At 65.2% G+C, this 14,827-nt stretch carries 17 protein-coding genes; 8 read left to right on the forward strand and 9 right to left on the reverse strand.

All coding sequences use genetic code 11. The features are described from left to right. Positions 1–11: 11 nt before the first annotated feature. Genes BTM36_RS11540 through BTM36_RS11550 form a run of 3 tightly spaced genes read right to left on the reverse strand, consistent with a single transcriptional unit; the run spans position 12 to position 1,920 of the window. Positions 12–782 (reverse strand): DNA-binding domain-containing protein, encoded by a 771-nt coding sequence (locus BTM36_RS11540; protein ID WP_077236381.1) that lies wholly within the window; start codon positions 780–782, stop codon positions 12–14. Beyond that, a complete protein-coding gene (locus BTM36_RS11545; protein ID WP_077236382.1) occupies positions 779–1,630 on the reverse strand; it encodes a DUF692 domain-containing protein in 852 nt (283 codons plus the stop codon). The genes BTM36_RS11540 and BTM36_RS11545 overlap by 4 nt, the downstream gene beginning before the upstream one ends. An 11-nt stretch (positions 1,631–1,641) precedes the next feature. Continuing rightward, positions 1,642–1,920 carry a DUF2282 domain-containing protein gene (locus BTM36_RS11550; protein ID WP_006465594.1) on the reverse strand — a complete coding sequence of 93 codons (279 nt, stop codon included), beginning with the start codon at positions 1,918–1,920 and terminating at the stop codon, positions 1,642–1,644. Positions 1,921–2,164: 244 nt separating this feature from the next. On the opposite strand from BTM36_RS11550, the gene BTM36_RS11555 reads away from it, so the two are divergent. The 4 genes from BTM36_RS11555 to BTM36_RS11570 all read left to right on the forward strand — a co-directional run bounded on the left by BTM36_RS11555 (position 2,165) and on the right by BTM36_RS11570 (position 5,081). Then, positions 2,165–2,830 carry a DUF1109 domain-containing protein gene (locus BTM36_RS11555; protein ID WP_234294162.1) on the forward strand — a complete coding sequence of 222 codons (666 nt, stop codon included), beginning with the start codon at positions 2,165–2,167 and terminating at the stop codon, positions 2,828–2,830. A 15-nt stretch (positions 2,831–2,845) separates the two neighbouring features. Next, entirely contained in the window at positions 2,846–3,493 is a 648-nt protein-coding gene (locus tag BTM36_RS11560) for a sigma-70 family RNA polymerase sigma factor (RefSeq protein ID WP_039877276.1), read from the forward strand. After that, entirely contained in the window at positions 3,490–4,131 is a 642-nt protein-coding gene (locus tag BTM36_RS11565; protein WP_077236384.1) for a DUF1109 domain-containing protein, read from the forward strand. The genes BTM36_RS11560 and BTM36_RS11565 overlap by 4 nt, the downstream gene beginning before the upstream one ends. 62 nt (positions 4,132–4,193) lie before the next feature. Further along, positions 4,194–5,081 (forward strand): HD-GYP domain-containing protein, encoded by an 888-nt coding sequence (locus BTM36_RS11570; RefSeq protein ID WP_174616842.1) that lies wholly within the window; start codon positions 4,194–4,196, stop codon positions 5,079–5,081. Between the two features lie 79 nt (positions 5,082–5,160). On the opposite strand, the gene BTM36_RS11575 is transcribed toward BTM36_RS11570, so the two are convergent. After that, the gene (locus tag BTM36_RS11575) at positions 5,161–6,993 is read right to left on the reverse strand and encodes a methyl-accepting chemotaxis protein (RefSeq protein ID WP_077236385.1); all 1,833 of its coding nucleotides are present in this window, start codon (positions 6,991–6,993) and stop codon (positions 5,161–5,163) included. 226 nt (positions 6,994–7,219) lie between these two features. Further along, positions 7,220–7,987, reverse strand: a complete 768-nt coding sequence (locus tag BTM36_RS11580) for a YdcF family protein (protein ID WP_077236467.1) — start codon at positions 7,985–7,987, stop codon at positions 7,220–7,222. 159 nt (positions 7,988–8,146) lie between these two features. Between BTM36_RS11580 and BTM36_RS11585 the strand changes: the two genes are divergently transcribed. From BTM36_RS11585 to BTM36_RS28330, 3 genes are all read left to right on the forward strand, one after another. Next, positions 8,147–9,559: an HdeD family acid-resistance protein gene (locus BTM36_RS11585; protein ID WP_168189779.1), complete on the forward strand. Its 1,413-nt coding sequence runs from the start codon at positions 8,147–8,149 to the stop codon at positions 9,557–9,559. Continuing rightward, entirely contained in the window at positions 9,556–10,404 is an 849-nt protein-coding gene (locus BTM36_RS11590; protein WP_077236387.1) for an alpha/beta hydrolase, read from the forward strand. Before BTM36_RS11585 ends, BTM36_RS11590 begins: the two co-directional genes overlap by 4 nt. Before the next feature lie 276 nt (positions 10,405–10,680). Next, positions 10,681–11,136, forward strand: coding sequence for a hypothetical protein (locus BTM36_RS28330; RefSeq protein ID WP_168189777.1), 456 nt, complete (start codon positions 10,681–10,683; stop codon positions 11,134–11,136). A gap of 187 nt (positions 11,137–11,323) precedes the next feature. Here the strand turns inward: BTM36_RS28330 and BTM36_RS11595 are convergent, their stop codons facing one another. Together BTM36_RS11595 and BTM36_RS11600 are read right to left on the reverse strand one after the other, a co-directional pair. Beyond that, positions 11,324–11,743 carry an NAD-GH domain containing protein gene (locus BTM36_RS11595; protein WP_254426981.1) on the reverse strand — a complete coding sequence of 140 codons (420 nt, stop codon included), beginning with the start codon at positions 11,741–11,743 and terminating at the stop codon, positions 11,324–11,326. Positions 11,744–11,782: 39 nt separating this feature from the next. After that, positions 11,783–12,382 carry a gamma-glutamylcyclotransferase gene (locus BTM36_RS11600; protein ID WP_077236389.1) on the reverse strand — a complete coding sequence of 200 codons (600 nt, stop codon included), beginning with the start codon at positions 12,380–12,382 and terminating at the stop codon, positions 11,783–11,785. 214 nt (positions 12,383–12,596) lie between these two features. Here BTM36_RS11600 and BTM36_RS28335 point away from each other — a divergent pair, with 214 nt between their 5' ends. Continuing rightward, positions 12,597–12,740 carry a hypothetical protein gene (locus BTM36_RS28335; protein ID WP_006464155.1) on the forward strand — a complete coding sequence of 48 codons (144 nt, stop codon included), beginning with the start codon at positions 12,597–12,599 and terminating at the stop codon, positions 12,738–12,740. 108 nt (positions 12,741–12,848) lie between these two features. On the opposite strand, the gene BTM36_RS11610 is transcribed toward BTM36_RS28335, so the two are convergent. Together BTM36_RS11610 and BTM36_RS11615 are read right to left on the reverse strand one after the other, a co-directional pair. Beyond that, positions 12,849–13,913 (reverse strand): quinone-dependent dihydroorotate dehydrogenase, encoded by a 1,065-nt coding sequence (locus BTM36_RS11610; protein WP_077236391.1) that lies wholly within the window; start codon positions 13,911–13,913, stop codon positions 12,849–12,851. A 137-nt stretch (positions 13,914–14,050) separates the two neighbouring features. Next, entirely contained in the window at positions 14,051–14,779 is a 729-nt protein-coding gene (locus tag BTM36_RS11615; RefSeq protein WP_077236392.1) for an arginyltransferase, read from the reverse strand. Positions 14,780–14,827 lie beyond the last annotated feature (48 nt).

A 14,827-nucleotide genomic window follows, 5' to 3' on the forward strand; every position in this document is an offset into this window, starting at 1 on the left:
GGTGTTCTCCGTCAATTGAAGGTGAATGCGGTAAAGGCGCCGGCCAGCAGCAGCCGGCCCAGCAGGGCGGCGACATCCAGATCAGGTTCCTGCGCCAGCGCCAGCGCGGCGGCCTGGGTGACCGGCTGGCCCTCGCGGCAGGCGTCCAGAAAGCGGCATGCCCCGTGGCTGATTGCCTGCCATTGCACCTCGGCCTGCGGCCGGGTGAAGAGTGCGGCTTCGCCCTGCCAGTCGATATCAACCGGATCGATCGCGGGGTTGGTGCGATTGGCGGACCAGATGGTGGTGACCGGATGCTGCGCATCGTGGTGCCAGCGCGTGGCGGCATGCGGTACCAGGCGCACGTCCTGGCCGGCCACCAGCGCGCTCTGCAGCGCGGCGGTCTCCACCATGGGCTGGTCAGCTGCCAGGTGGGCTTCGGTCCAGCAGCGGTCCAGCATGGCCACGCCGGGCAGGTAGGGCAGTTCATCGGCGGCGGGCAGGGCTGCCAGGAAGGCGGCAAAGCCTTCGCCATAGGCGATCAGGCTGGCCTGCCGGGGCAGGTGGTCGCGGGCGTAGGCCAAGGCGGCCGCGTGCATCCAGTCGCTGCCGACCAGCCGCTGCACGGCCGGATAGTTGGCCGCCAGGGCGTCCACGCAGCCCTTGAAGACGGTATTGCGATAGACCACGAAGGCCGGCTGCCGCAGCAGGGCGGCGACGGTGGCGTCATCGCTGTGGTCTTCCAGGAGGGCTTGCAGGAAGGCCGGGTAGTAGTGGACATCGTCCGTGGTGAGCTCGCTCATGCTGCCTGCTCCGCATCGGCCTGAGCAACGCTGGCCAGCAGATCGGCGGCCATGGCGCGCTCCTGCAGCAACTGCTCGAAGGCCGGTACATCGCCGTCGCGTTCGATCAGGGTGGGGCGCGCGCCGATGCGCGTGATCAGGTGCTGGTACAACGCCCAGACCACCGGCGCCACCGGCGCGTCGTGCGAGTCCACCAGCAGCCCGGGCAGGCTGACATCGGCACTATGGCCGGCGAGGTGGATTTCATGGATGTCGGCTGCGGGCAGTTGGTCCAGGTAGGCGCGGGCATCGATGCCGAGGTTGCAGGCGCTGACATGGACGTTGTTGACATCGATCAGCAGGGCGCAACCGGTGCGGCGGACCAGTTCCTGCAGGAACTCGGGTTCACTCCAGGCGTGCTGTTCCATGTGCAGGTAATGTGAAGGATTCTCCAGGGCGATGCGGCGCTTGAGTGCATCCTGCGTGCGGTTGATGTTGGCCGCCACGCGTGCCAGCGTGGTGCTGGTGCGGGGTACCGGCAGCAGGTCGGGCAGATAGTGACCGGCGATGCGTGACCAGGCCAGGTGCTCCGAGACCAGCACCGGTTCCACCCGGTCGATCAGATGCGCCAGTCGGCGCAGGTGATCGGGGTCGGGGGCATCGGGGCCGGCCAGGGACAACGACACACCATGCAAGGCCAGGGGATGGCGTTCGCGGATGGCCTGCAGCCAGGCCAGGCGGGGGCCGCCGTCCATCAGGTAGTTTTCCGGATGGACTTCGAACCACAGGCCTGCCTGCCCGCAGGCCAGCGCTGCATCGAAATGCTGGGGCTTCAGACCGAGTCCGGCCGAGATGGTGTGGGTGGTCATGACCGTCTCGCTTACATCGGCTTGAGCGAGCCCATGCCGTGCGGGGTCTTGATGGAGGTGCAGGTACCGGCCGGCACGTTCTTCCAGGCATTGCCCTGGTAGTCCATCTTGGCGGTGCCGGCGCAAGTGGTGCCTTCACCGGCCTTGCAGTCGTTCTGGCCGGCCATGGAGACGCCATAGCACTTCTCGACGGCGGTCTTGTTCATCGGTTGCTTGTCTTGTGCCATGGCCACGCCGGAAGCGAGGGTGGCGAGGGTCAGGGCGGCGGTGGCGACGATACGTGCGTTCATGGTGGACTCCTTGAAATTGGAAAGTGAAGAAAGTGATAGCGACCGGTGCAGTCCGCCGGCGGGGAATGCCGTGGCTGCCGATCTGATGGTTAATTCGCCGGCAGTCGGGCGCCGGTTACAGCCGTCGCAAAATTTTTCGGATAAATATTTTTTGCGCCGCCTGTAACCGGCGGCAGGGTTCAGACGAATACATAGGAGAGCGCCTGGAGCGCGTACCTGCTCGCATGATCCAGAAGGGGATGCAATGAAAACGATGGAACTGGTCAATATGCTGGCCGCCGGCACGGAAGGACAGGCCGCCGGCGGCCGACCTGTAATGCTGCGCCATGTCACGGCGCGCATGGCGGTGGCACTGGCGCTCGGCTTGCTGGGGGCGCTGCTGCTGCTGGCGGCGCTGTATGGGGTGCGTAGCGATGTGCGGCAGTTGCTGCAGGCGCCCTTGTTCTGGATGAAGGTGTCCTTCCCGCTGGCGGCCCTGCTGGCCGGACAGATGGCGGCGGCGCGGCTGGCACGACCGGGTGTGCGCATCGGCCCGGGACCGGCGGCGGCGCTGCTGCTGCCACCCCTGGTGCTGTGGCTGGCCGGCGGCAGCTGGCTGGCCCTGGCGCCGCCCTCGCAACGGCTGGAGCTCTTGCTGGGCAGCAGCTGGGAAGTCTGTTCCCTCAACGTGGCCTTGTTGTCACTTCCTACGCTGGCCACCATGCTGTGGTTCATGCGCGGTCTGGCACCCACCCGACTGCACGCGGCCGGCGCGGTCGCCGGGCTGGTGGCAGGCGCACAGGGCGTGCTAGTCTATTCACTTTATTGCGTGGAGATGGCACCGCCCTTCTGGGGTGTCTGGTATGTGCTGGGGGTGGCGCTGCCGACGCTGGCCGGTGCCTGGTCCGGTCCCTGGCTGCTCCGTTGGTGATCCGGCGGCTCTTCCATGACTGAAAGCCTATTCATGTTTGCTCATGCCGCACCGGCCTTGCCGGATGACCGGACCGTCCGACCGGGCCAGCCATTGGCCGGCAAGGAGCCCTCGCACCCCACCGAAGAACGCCTGCGCGCTTTGCTGCTGGCCGGGCTGGATGGTGACGCCGTGGCCTATCGGGATTTCCTTTCCGAACTCAGCGGGCGGCTGCGGGCCTTCCTGCGCAGGCGTCTGCAGAACATGCAGGACGAAGTCGAGGACGTGGTCCAGGAAACCCTGCTGGCGGTGCATAACGCTCGTCATACCTATCGGCCCGACCAGCCGCTGACGGCCTGGGTGCATGCCATCGCCCGCTACAAGCTGATGGATTTCCTGCGTGCCCGCTCGCGCCGGGAAGCCTTCAACGATCCGCTGGACGAAGAACACGACCTGCTGGCCACCTGCGACGACGAACCGGCCCAGGCCCGGCGCGATGTCGGTGCGCTGCTGGAGGAATTGCCCGAGAAGCAGCGCCTGCCGATCCTGCACGTGAAGCTGGAAGGCCTGTCGGTGGCCGAGACGGCGCAACTGACGGGGATGTCGGAGTCGGCCGTGAAGGTCGGTATCCACCGTGGCCTCAAGGCGCTAGCACTCAAGATCAGGGAGAAATTGCAAGCATGAAGACCGATGAACTCATTGCCATGATGGCCAGCGGCGTGGCGCCCGTGGACCGCCGGCTGCCGCTGCGGCAGATGGTGCAGGCACTGACGCTGGGCGCGGTGTTGTCGCTGCTGCTGATGCTGAAGATCTACGGCCTGCGGCCCGACCTGGGCGTGATGCTGGAAGTGCCGATGTTCTGGATCAAGCTGGCCTTCCCGAGTGCTTTGGCCGTGGGGGCCATGCTGGTGCTGCGGCGCCTGATGCGCCCGGGCCTGCGGGTGGGGGCCACCTGGGCTGGTATCGCCTTGCCCAGCCTGGCGATCTGGACCGGTGGTGCGCTGGTGCTGCTTTCCAGTCCGGCGGCGCAACGCCTGCCGCTGCTCATGGGCAGCACCTGGCGCAGCTGCCCCTTCAATATCGCGCTGCTGTCGGTGCCGCTGTTCATCGGCATCTTCTGGGCCGTGCGCGGCATGGCCCCGACCCGCCTGCGCCTGACCGGTGCGGTGGCCGGGCTGCTGGCGGGGGCCGTGGCGACCATGGTGTATTGCCTGCATTGCCCGGAGATGGAGGCGCCTTTCTGGGGCCTGTGGTATTTCCTGGGCATGCTGGTGCCGGCGTTTGCCGGTCTGTTGCTGGGACCGCGGTTGTTGCGCTGGTAGGCCGGAAAGCAAGCTGAAAAGTGATCTGAAAAACAAGCCGGAAAAACGGAGAAACCAGGAACATGCGACTGTCAGACCTGTGGCGCCGCGCCACCCCCAAGACCCCTGCACGTCACGCTGCCGACGACGCGCCCTTGCTGACCAGCCTGTTCCTGCTGGCCTGGGCAGTGGAAGCGCGTGATCCCTATACCGGCGGGCATCTGTGGCGGGTGGCGCGGTTGTCGCGGCTGCTGGCCGAAGCGGCCGGGCTGGACCCGGCGCAGGTAGCGCGCATCACCATCGGCGCTTTCCTGCATGACCTGGGCAAGATTGGCATTCCCGATGCGGTACTGGGCAAGAAATCCAAATTGGACGATACCGAATACGCGGTCATCAAGACCCACCCGGAAATCGGTCATCGCATGCTGGCCGGGCATCCCCTGGCGGCGCTGGCCGAGGATGCGGTGCTGCTGCACCATGAAACGCCGGACGGTCGGGGCTATCCCTTCGGGCGACGTGGGGAGGACATTCCGCTGGCGGCCCGCATCGTGGGCATCTGCGACGCCTTCGATGCCATGACCAGCACGCGGCCCTATCGCAGCGGCATGCCCATTGCGCGGGCCATGGAGATCATCCAGGGTGAGCTGGGCCGGCAGTTCGACGCGGCCCTGGGGACGCTGTTCATCGGCTTGCAACAGCATCCCGAGCTGGCCCATATCGTCGGTCACAGCGACGAGGGCATTCCCCTGCAGCGTTGCGTGTCCTGCGGTCCGGTGGTGGTGCGTCCGCGCCACGCGGTGGCGGGCGATACCCTGTACTGCCCGGCCTGCCATAGTGAATACACCATTGCCGCCCACGACCAGGGACTGGTCGCCACCGGCCGGCAGGATACGGCCCGTGCCCTGGCAGTGGCGCCCGACAGCGCACTGATCGGGCGGTTGGTCGGTGAAAACCTGGCGGCCATCGCCTGAGGCCGATATGAAAAAGCCCGCGCAGGGCGCGGGCTGGTGGTGAACCGTGAACCGTGAACCGTGCGCCAGGCGCCGGAGTTCAGAAGGTCTCCCAATCCCCCTCATCTTCACCGGCCGGCAGGCGCGAAGGCGACTTGCCGCCTGCCGCCTTGGACGCGGGCGCCTCGGCCTTGGCGGCTGCGGGCTTGGGTGCAGCCGCCTTCGGTGCGGCCGGCTTGGGTGAGGCCGGCTTAGGCGCGGCAGCCTTGGGGGCGGGCATTGCCGGTCGGGCTGCAGCCGGTTTGGGAGGGGTAGCCGCCGGGGCCGGCGTACTCGCCGGTGCGGCCGGACGTGCCGGCGCTGTCTGCGCCATGCGGGCATGGCTGCCGTCGATGTGGAAGCCACCCACCAGACCGGCCAGGGTCGCCGCCTGATCCTGCAGCGACTGGGCGGCCGCGGCAGCCTGTTCCACCAGCGCAGCATTCTGCTGGGTACCCTCGTCCATCTGGGTAATGGCGCGCCCCACCTCGGCGATGCCGGCGCTCTGTTCCTGGCTGGCCGAGCTGATCTCGCCCACGATATCGGTCACCCGGCGTACGCTGGCCACCACTTCGGTCATGGTGGCGCCGGCCTGTTCGACCAGCTTGCTGCCGGTATCGACCTTGGCGACCGAGTCATCGATCAAGGCCTTGATCTCCTTGGCCGCCGAGGCCGAGCGCTGGGCCAGGGAGCGCACCTCCGAAGCCACCACCGCAAAGCCGCGTCCCTGTTCGCCGGCACGGGCGGCTTCCACCGCCGCGTTCAGGGCCAGGATATTGGTCTGGAAGGCGATACCGTCGATCACCCCGATGATGTCGGCGATCTTGCGTGAACTGTCGGTGATGCCTTCCATGGTCTGCACTACCTGGCTGACCACGCTGCCGCCCTGGATGGCCACGTCCGAGGCCGATTCGGCCAACTGGTTGGCCTGGCGCGCGTTGTCGGCGTTCTGCTTGACGGTGGCCGTCAGTTGTTCCATGGCCGAGGCGGTTTCTTCCAGCGAGCCGGCCTGCTGTTCGGTGCGGCCGGACAGGTCGAGGTTGCCGCTGGCGATTTCCTGCGAGGCGGTGGCAATCGTGTCGGCCGAGGTCTTGATACTGGTGATGGTATTGAGCAGCGAATCACGCATGCTGCGCACCGCAAACAGCAGGCTGCTGCGGTCACCCGGCGCGGTCTCGATGTTGGGCGTAAGGTCACCCTGGGCGATGCGGTTGGCCACGTCGGCTGCCTTGGCCGGATCGCCGCCGATGGTACGCAGGATGCCACGGTTGATCACGATCACCAGGCCCACCAGCGCAGCAGCCACCACGGCGAACAGGATCACCATCTGCCACAGGCTGCGCATGAAGGCGGCGTTGATGTCATCCATGTAGGCGCCGGTGGTCAGGTGCCAGTCCCAGGGCTGATAGGAGATCACGAAAGAGGTCTTGGCCACCGGTTCGGCCGCGCCGACCTTGGGCCACAGATAGTGGACGAAGCCGCCATTGGGCTGGCTGCCGGCCTTGGTGATCTCGACGAACAGGTTGTTGCCGGCCGGGTCCTTGAAGTTGGTCAGGTCCTTGCCATCCAGTTCGGGCTTGATCGGGTGCATGACGATGATCTGGGCCGAGGTGGAAATCGAGAAGTAGCCATCACTGCCATAGCGCAGGCTCTTGATGGCGGCCTTGGCGCGCTTTTGTGCTTCTTCCTTGCTCATGGTGCCGCCCTCGGCCAGGGCGCCGTAGCCCTTGACCAGCGACAGCGCGGTCTGGCCGATGTTGGTCAGGTCGGCCTTGCGTTCTTCCAGACGGACCTGGCGCACCATGAAGGCGCTGAAGACGGAAATGGCCAGAAGTGCGATGAGGCTCAGTACGAGCGGCAGCCAAAGTTTCTTGCTGAAGGACAACTGGCCCATGATGTAGATCTCCCATTGGTTGGTGGAGGCTCCCCGGCATCCTTGCGCCGGAGCGATTGCATCGGGACGCTGGCCCCGGACACATCACTTTCTGTGAGCACGATAAGAACAATGACACCCTGAAACTCATCCGGACGGCGAAACCGCAGCAGCCTGGGTGACCTTGTTACTTTACCGATGGATGACAAGGGCGAAGGCGCGAACAGGAGGCGGAAGGGGGGTCACTTCATGGGCTGACGGCAGTACGCAGGCGATACCAGGCCTGGCCTATCCATTCGCGCAGGGCGTAGCTGGCCATCTGCAGGTGGCTGGCGCCGGGCAGGTAATCGGTCACGCGCGCGCGTGCCGGCACCAGGAACAGCGTGGCTGCAGCCCTGGCCTGCAGCCCGGTGCGGGCGAAGGCGCGCATGGCACGCGGCATGTGGATGCTGTCGGTGACGACGATGACGCGCTCGATACCCTCCGCCTTGAGCATGGCCGCCGAGAGGGTGGCGTTGTCGGCGGTGGTGTCGGCATGGCGCTCCTGCCAGCGCACCGGCACGCCGAAATCGCGCTGCAGCACCCGCGCCATCAGTTCGGCCTCGCTCTGCGGCGAGCCGTCCGGACTGCCCCCGGTGACCAGGATGGGCAGGCCGCTCTGGCGATGCAGGGCGGCGCCGTATTGCAGCCGCTTCATGCCGATCGGCGTGGCGTCGTCCAGCCCGCCGTATTCCGGCGCCTGGTCGATCCGGCCGGAACCGAGGATGACGATGGCCTGGGCATCCCCCACACTTGCCAGCGGCGGGTACTGGTTTTCCAGCGGGGCGATCAGGCACAGGGCGCCTATCCGGGTACTGAGCACCAGCAGGCTGGCCACCCCCAACAGCACCAGCGCCGCGCCGGCGCGCGGTGCCCGGCGCCGCCACAGCCAGCCGGCCAGGCACAGCAGCAAGGGGGAGACCGGTGGCAGCAGCAGGCTGCTGGCCACGGCCGAGAGCAGGACGGAAAAGGACATGGGCGGCACACAAAGCAGGATGAGCGCGCATTGTGCGGCATTGTGCAGCCCCGCGTCACGCATGTTGCCGTCGCTGAAAATGCACAATTTGCCTCGCGGCACGTAATCCCTGAAAATGCGGGATCGCTAAAGGGAAGGGCATGCGCCCCGGGGAACGCCGTGATACGACTCGTCTTGTTGTTGCTGGGGGCGGATTTCATCCGCCGCAATTGGCATGCATTGGCTGTGGCCGGCCTGGCCTGGGGTGCCATCGGCGTATCGCTGATGATCGATGCCCTGGACGGCGTGCTCAATTTTCCGCTGACCCTGTTCGGCTACCTGCTGTTGCTGGAGAGCCTGGTCACGCTGTGGGTGGCCAACAGCGGCATGGGGGCGCAGAAGACCCTGCGCTACGTCAAGGGGACCCTGTTCCTGCTCATTGCCATCCTGGTCATCACCCAGCACCAGGCCAGCAACATGGCGCTGGCCATGCTGTTCGGCATCGCCTTCACCATCGGCGGCTCGCTGCAGATCACCTCGGCACTGGTGGTCCGTTTCCCGCGCTGGCGCACCGCCATGCTGGGGGGACTGGTGCAGATCGTGCTGGCGATCTTCTTCTTCCAGCCCTATCCCACCCACTACAAGGGGACCGTACCCTATTGCCTGGCACTGGGCCTGATCTTCGGCGGCTGGAACATGATCTGGCTGGCGCTGCGCAGCCGCATGCTGCCGCAGCAGGCCTCGGCCGATGTGCTGGTGGAGCGCAACAGCGGTGACGACCGACCCTTCGACGCCGGGCTGCATGACGGTGCGGCGGACCTGCAGTCGCGCCTGCGTCCGTCTAGCGCGCCAGCGCCCCAGGCCGGGCCGCTGGCCCCCCTGACCGTACACGTCTGGACGCCCACCGGCAGCGCCAAGGGACCGGCGCGGCGACAGCCGGTGATCGACCGCTACATCGCCGCCGTCGACCTCAATGGCGTCATCTCCACCGGCCATGCGGCGCTGGAGATTCAGCCCGATCTCTACATCAGCCTCTATCCGGCCGAGGAAATCGACCGCTCGCCGGACCAGTTCGCGCGCCTGTTGCGGGCCACCGCCGAGAACGACGTCAAGGGACGCTACCTGACCGACTACGCCAGCGAAGCAGCGGCCTGGTGCGAATCGACCGAGAAGATCGTCTTCCGCGACTATCGCCGGGCTTCGCTGGATCGCTTCTGGCAGCACTATCGCCGTACCGAAATCTACAACCTGACCCACCGCAATTGCTCCAGCACCGTGGCCAATGCCCTGGAGGCGGCGCTGGAAGGCGTCATGGGCGGTCGCGACCGTCACTGGTTCAATGCGGTGCGGATGATGTTCACCCCCGAGATCTGGGTCGCCAGCCAGATCCGCAAACGCGCCGTGACCATGGCCTGGACCCCCGGCATGGTGCTGGACTATGCCCGCGCCCTGCGCGCCGTGGTGCACCCGCGTCCGCTGTCCTGGGCGGCCTCGCTGCAGCTGGCGCTGCGCCAGAGCCGCCGCCTGCGCCAGGGCTGGCGCGCACGGCGCCGCTATGCCGAACGTGAAAACCCGGGTTCCGGGCAATCATGAGCGCACTCGTCCCCGTGCAGGAACACTGGATCGATGCCGCCGACGGCACCCGGCTGTTCTGCCGCGACTGGCTGGTACCGGGCGCCACGGCGGCCGTGCAGATGGTGCATGGGCTGGGCGAACATGGCGGGCGCTATGCGGCGCTGGCGCAGTTGTTCAACGAGGCGGGCATGTCGGTGCGCATCTGCGACCATCGCGGTCACGGGAATTCCGGCGGCCGCCAGGGCAGCCTGATCCAGGCGGACGACCTGCTGCGCGATCTCAAGCAAAGTTTCGATGATTTCAGCCGCCGCACCCAGTGCACGCCGCTGCTGTTCGGTCACAGCATGGGCGGCCTGGTGGCAGCGCGCTTCGCCACCGGTGGCTATAGCCCGGTGCGCGCGCTGGCGCTGTCGTCCCCGGCGCTGGCGCTGGACCTGAGCGGCTGGCAAAGGCTGCTACTGAAGGTCTCTTCGGCCATCGCCCCTGGCCTGGCGCTGCCCACGGCCTTGCCGGCCAGCCGTATTTCGCACGATCCGCACCAGGTCCTGGCCTACCGCCGGGACCCGCTCAACCACGGCAAGATCGCCCCGCGCATGCTCAATTTCATGCTCGATGCGATGCATCAGGTGGCCCGCGATGCGGCCCAGTTCACCCGGCCGGTGCTGTTGCAGGTGGCCGGGGACGACGCCTTCGTCGCTCCGCGTGGCAGTCGTGCCTTCTTCGATGCCTTGCCGGGGCCGCAGAAGACCCTGCACTGGTATGGCGCCGCCTATCATGAGATTTTCAACGAGGAAGTCGGGCTGCGTGAGCAGGTCATGCACGATTTGCGTGCCTGGCTGGCGCAGTTGCCAGCCGCCGACTGAAGAGTGCGCGGGGGGGCTGACCGAGGGCGGGAAAATTAACCTGGAATTACGTCTGTAAAGCGTCGCAGCCAGCCCGATGAGGCAAGGGTGCGACGCTTTTTTGCGTTCAGGGCTGACCGCTGGGAACGTTGCTGAACTGACAGCGGCTATCGAACCCGACGAAGCCCGGCGCGCAGGCGCAGCCTTGCACGGCCAGCAGCAGGGAGGAGGCGGCTAGGAGGGAGGCGAGACGCTTCATGCTTCACTTTCGTTCCGTTGGCAAAGCTTGCGAGTGTAATGGGCTGCGAGCACTTTGCAAGTGAGGCGGCGCTGCCGCGTCGGCTGCCGGAAAGTCTCGGGGAAGCCATTTATCGACGGCGCGAAGATATCAGCAATGATGATAATGGTGCAAAACCATGCCCAAAAATGGACCTGGATGCACGGAGGAGGGGCAAAAAGAAAAAGCGGCTTGTCAGCGTTGCAACGCGACAATCACCGCTTTTCAGGACTGCTGCTTTCGTGTCTGCCAGTACCGCAATGGGCTGGCGACAACCCGGCCAGGAGGGCTGCTTACTTGACCGAAATCAGGTAGCGCGCGACCATGGCGCCGATGAGCAGGGTGTACGGGAGGATGTCGGCGACGATGTTCATGGTGAGCTCCGTGAGGAAAAATTGATCTGTTGCATTGCAATATATTCGCTTCACCGCGACGCTTCCACTTTTGAATCCCAATACCAGTTATCTCTTTCGTGAATAACTTGGTGTTTTTGCGCAACCTGAGGGGTGTCTGTTGGTATTTATCCTTATAAATCAACGGCTTAACAAATTTGATGGCCTCTCGTGGAAAAAGTCCCTGGCGCACGGTGTGTCTTCCGTACGACAGGGGCTTTGATGAAAGAGGCAGGCGCAGGCGTTGGCCTCGCGCCGCTTTGACGGCTTGTTACTTCACCAGCTGGATATTCAGTCCGCGCAATTCGGTCGTGATCTGTACCTTGTAGGCAGCGCCTTGCGCCACCTGGACCGTCAGGCGGTCCTGCGGATTGGGGCCGGCCGAGGTCAGGGTGTGGACCCGCTTGATGCTGAAGTCGTAGCTGCCCGGCTTGAGCCAGATCGACAGATGTTCGCCCCCGGTGATCTGCGCCAGGACCACGTCGTTGATCGACAGCTCCAGCATTTCGTTGTTGAGCATGCCGGCCACGCGGGTGAATTCGATCTGCGACAGGCCGGCGGCCTGTTCGGTCATGCTCTTGATATAGACGCGCGAGGCCGGGATGTCACCGGTGGCGGTACGTTGCACCGGCGATGCGCAGGCCGCCAGGGCCAGGGCGACGGTCAGGCTTGCTGCAAGGGCTTTGATCATGTTCCTCATCCTTATTGTGTGTCGTGAATGGCGTGGACTTCAGGCGCGCCGGGCAGACGATAGCATGGCGGCCTGCGGGTCCAGTTGCAGCAGATGGCGTTCGATGGCGAAGACATGGTCGTCATCGACCTCCAGCTCGCGCAGCGCCTGGGCCAGCTTGAGCAGGTATTCGCTGTTGCGGCCGCTCGGTCCGACTGCATGGGCGATCTGGCGTGCGATGTCGGATTCGCTGGCCGGGCCGGCGAAGGCCTGGTTGTCTTCGGCGGCAATGTAGATCAGCCCTTCGGTCTGCTGCCCGTCGTCGAAGAACATCGGCGTGGCCAGCCGCAGGTAGCCGTTCTTTTCGCGGTGATCCAGGTGGGCGAAGACTTCCGGCGTGATCAGGTAGGCCATGCCGGCGCAGACAGCGCCCTCCTGCGCGATGAGCGTGACCACGCGTCCCGGCGCATCGGGCGTGCCGCGGTGATCGTGCGAGCCTTGCCAGAAGCGGCGCGCCCAGCCCCTGATGTGGGCCGGCCGACGTTCCAGGTAGGGAAAGTCGGCCTTGAAGATGATGGAGCCATAACCGAACAGCCAGACACTGGCGTGGTCATCGAAATGGCTCATCTGACGGTTGAGGGCGATGGTATTAACGGACATGGGACTGGCTGCAGCGCCGCGCCAGGCGGCCGAAGCCTGCCATTATAGAGGCGAATGCGGGCGAAATCTTTCCGTGCCGACTGGTCGCGCTGTCGGCATTTGCGCATAAAATGGCGCCTGTCGGCAGCGGGCGGGGGCTCGCGCCGCGTTGACCCTGGTCCTGGTCCCGCACGGGCTGGCTGCCAGGGCGCATCTGAATCTTCAGGGGAATATCATGCGTGTCGTCGTCATGCTGCTGACGCTGGTCGTCGGTGTAGTGCTGGCCGGTTGCGAAAAGACCGATTTCGAAAAGAAGTCCGAATCCGATGCCAATGCGCGCCGGATCTTCAATTTGAAGAAGGAGTCTTCCAAGCAGTAAGAGTGCAGCAAGACGCGGGGCTGGCCACGCCCGTTTGGCGCGCACCAATGAAAACAGCAGGCGGCAGGCCTGCTGTTTTCATTTCTACAATCGGTACGGTTCTGCAGGTCAGTGGTGAGCCGCTGCGACCTTGGGTATGCGCAGCGCCTCGACGCATTCGCGCACCAGCGCCGGTCCCTGGTAGATCAGGCCGGTGTAGAGCTGGACCAGCGACGCGCCGGCCTCGATCTTGGCGCGCGCATCGGCGCCACTGAAGATGCCACCCACCCCGATGATGGGCAGGGCATCGCCCACTTCGGCCTTGAGGCCGCGGATCACCTGATTCGACAGTTCCAGCACCGGCTTGCCCGACAGGCCACCGGCCTCTTCGCCATGCGGCATGCCCTGCACGGCGTCGCGGGTGATGGTGGTGTTGGTGGCGATGACGCCATCGATCTGGTGGCGCAGCAACGCGTCGGCGACATTCTTGACCTGTTCCATGTCCATGTCCGGCGCGATCTTGAGCGCCACCGGCACGTAGCGGCCGTGGCGATCGGCCAGGCGACGCTGGGCCGACTTCAGCTGCGACAGCAGGGCGTCCAGTTCCGAGGCGCCCTGCAACTGGCGCAGGTTCTTGGTATTGGGCGACGAGATGTTGACGGTCACGTAGCTGGCATAGGGATAGACCTTTTCCAGGCAATGCACGTAATCTTCGGCCGCACGCTCGATGGGGGTGTCGGCATTCTTGCCGATGTTCAGGCCCAGCACGCCCTGGCGCTCCTGGAAGAAGCGCGAGGATTGCACATTGGCCACGAAGGCATCCACACCGCCATTGTTGAAGCCCATGCGGTTGATCACGGCATTGGCGGCCGGCAGGCGGAACATGCGCGGCAGCGGATTGCCCGGCTGCGCACGAGGCGTGACCGTGCCCACTTCGATGAAGCCGAAGCCCAGTGCCGCCAGGCCGTCGATATAGGCGCCGTCCTTGTCCAGCCCGGCCGCCATGCCCACCGGATTGGGGAACTGGATGCCCATCACGGTGCGTGGATCAGCCGCCGGACGGCGGGTGATGAAGTCGGTCAGGCTGTAGTGCGCAGCGCAGCGCAGCGCCGGCAGCACCAGGTGGTGCGCGGTTTCGGGTTCCAGGGAAAAGAGCAGCGGACGCGCGAGCGCGTAGAGGAATTTGTCGGACACGATGGAAGAGGGCGGATGGCGATGAAAAAGTGCCGCTATTCTAACGCGCCAGCCTGTCAATTCCTCGAATCAGGCGCTTTTCCAGCCCGATTTTGCCGCCCTAAGCGCGGGTTTGCGGGCTTTGCACCACATTGAGCTCAGCCTTCCAGTGGCTGCCATTGACCATCCTGCAGCGCTTCGAGCGGCTGGTAGTTGGTCTTGTAGGCCATCTTCGGGCTTTCCTTGATCCAGTAACCCAGGTAGACGTAGGGCATGTCCAACTGGCGTGCCTGTTCGATCTGCCACAGGATGTTATAGGTACCAAAGGAGGCGGAGGGCATGTCCGGATCGAAGAAGGTGTACACCGATGACAGTCCGTCACTGAGCACATCGATGATGCTGACCATGCGCAAGGTGCCATCGGCTTCGCGGAATTCGACCAGGCGGGTGTTCACTTTGCTCTGCAGCAGGAATTGCGCGTACTGGTCCCGACTGTCCTGGTCCATGCCGCCGCCGGCGTGACGGGCACACTGGTAGCGCAGGTAGAGTTCGTAATGCTCGTGGGCGTAGGTCAGGTTGGTGACCAGGGTCTGCAGGCCGCGATTGCGCTCCCAGGCACGACGCTGGCTGCGGTTGCGCTGGAAATCGGCGACCCGGATGCGCACCGGCGTGCAGGCCGTGCAGCCGTCGCAGTAAGGGCGATAGGTAAAGATGCCGCTGCGGCGAAAACCCGTCTTCACCAGTTCGGAATAGACATCCGCATTGATCAGGTGGGAGGGGGTGGCCACTTGCGAGCGGGCCTGCTGGTCATCGAGATAACTGCATGGATAGGGCGCGGTTGCATAGAACTGCAACGTGGAGAACGGCAAGTCTTTGAGATGCGTCATGTGCGTCCTGTCCTGTCTTGCGGGAAGCGGCGGCGCAGTGGCGACAGC

It is taken from the genome of Herbaspirillum sp. VT-16-41, from assembly GCF_001994935.1.
Lineage (GTDB): Bacteria > Pseudomonadota > Gammaproteobacteria > Burkholderiales > Burkholderiaceae_D > Herbaspirillum > Herbaspirillum frisingense.

What these genes read in the sequence shown, in the direction of transcription:
- BTM36_RS11540 (WP_077236381.1), bottom strand. Translation starts at nt 782, where the DNA reads ATGAGCGAGCTCACCACGGACGATGTCCACTACTACCCGGCCTTCCTG.
- BTM36_RS11545 (WP_077236382.1), bottom strand. Translation starts at nt 1,630, where the DNA reads ATGACCACCCACACCATCTCGGCCGGACTCGGTCTGAAGCCCCAGCAT.
- BTM36_RS11550 (WP_006465594.1), bottom strand. Translation starts at nt 1,920, where the DNA reads ATGAACGCACGTATCGTCGCCACCGCCGCCCTGACCCTCGCCACCCTC.
- BTM36_RS11555 (WP_234294162.1), top strand. Translation starts at nt 2,165, where the DNA reads ATGAAAACGATGGAACTGGTCAATATGCTGGCCGCCGGCACGGAAGGA.
- BTM36_RS11560 (WP_039877276.1), top strand. Translation starts at nt 2,846, where the DNA reads ATGACTGAAAGCCTATTCATGTTTGCTCATGCCGCACCGGCCTTGCCG.
- BTM36_RS11565 (WP_077236384.1), top strand. Translation starts at nt 3,490, where the DNA reads ATGAAGACCGATGAACTCATTGCCATGATGGCCAGCGGCGTGGCGCCC.
- BTM36_RS11570 (WP_174616842.1), top strand. Translation starts at nt 4,194, where the DNA reads ATGCGACTGTCAGACCTGTGGCGCCGCGCCACCCCCAAGACCCCTGCA.
- BTM36_RS11575 (WP_077236385.1), bottom strand. Translation starts at nt 6,993, where the DNA reads ATGGGCCAGTTGTCCTTCAGCAAGAAACTTTGGCTGCCGCTCGTACTG.
- BTM36_RS11580 (WP_077236467.1), bottom strand. Translation starts at nt 7,987, where the DNA reads ATGTCCTTTTCCGTCCTGCTCTCGGCCGTGGCCAGCAGCCTGCTGCTG.
- BTM36_RS11590 (WP_077236387.1), top strand. Translation starts at nt 9,556, where the DNA reads ATGAGCGCACTCGTCCCCGTGCAGGAACACTGGATCGATGCCGCCGAC.
- BTM36_RS28330 (WP_168189777.1), top strand. Translation starts at nt 10,681, where the DNA reads ATGGGCTGCGAGCACTTTGCAAGTGAGGCGGCGCTGCCGCGTCGGCTG.
- BTM36_RS11595 (WP_254426981.1), bottom strand. Translation starts at nt 11,743, where the DNA reads ATGATCAAAGCCCTTGCAGCAAGCCTGACCGTCGCCCTGGCCCTGGCG.
- BTM36_RS11600 (WP_077236389.1), bottom strand. Translation starts at nt 12,382, where the DNA reads ATGTCCGTTAATACCATCGCCCTCAACCGTCAGATGAGCCATTTCGAT.
- BTM36_RS28335 (WP_006464155.1), top strand. Translation starts at nt 12,597, where the DNA reads ATGCGTGTCGTCGTCATGCTGCTGACGCTGGTCGTCGGTGTAGTGCTG.
- BTM36_RS11615 (WP_077236392.1), bottom strand. Translation starts at nt 14,779, where the DNA reads ATGACGCATCTCAAAGACTTGCCGTTCTCCACGTTGCAGTTCTATGCA.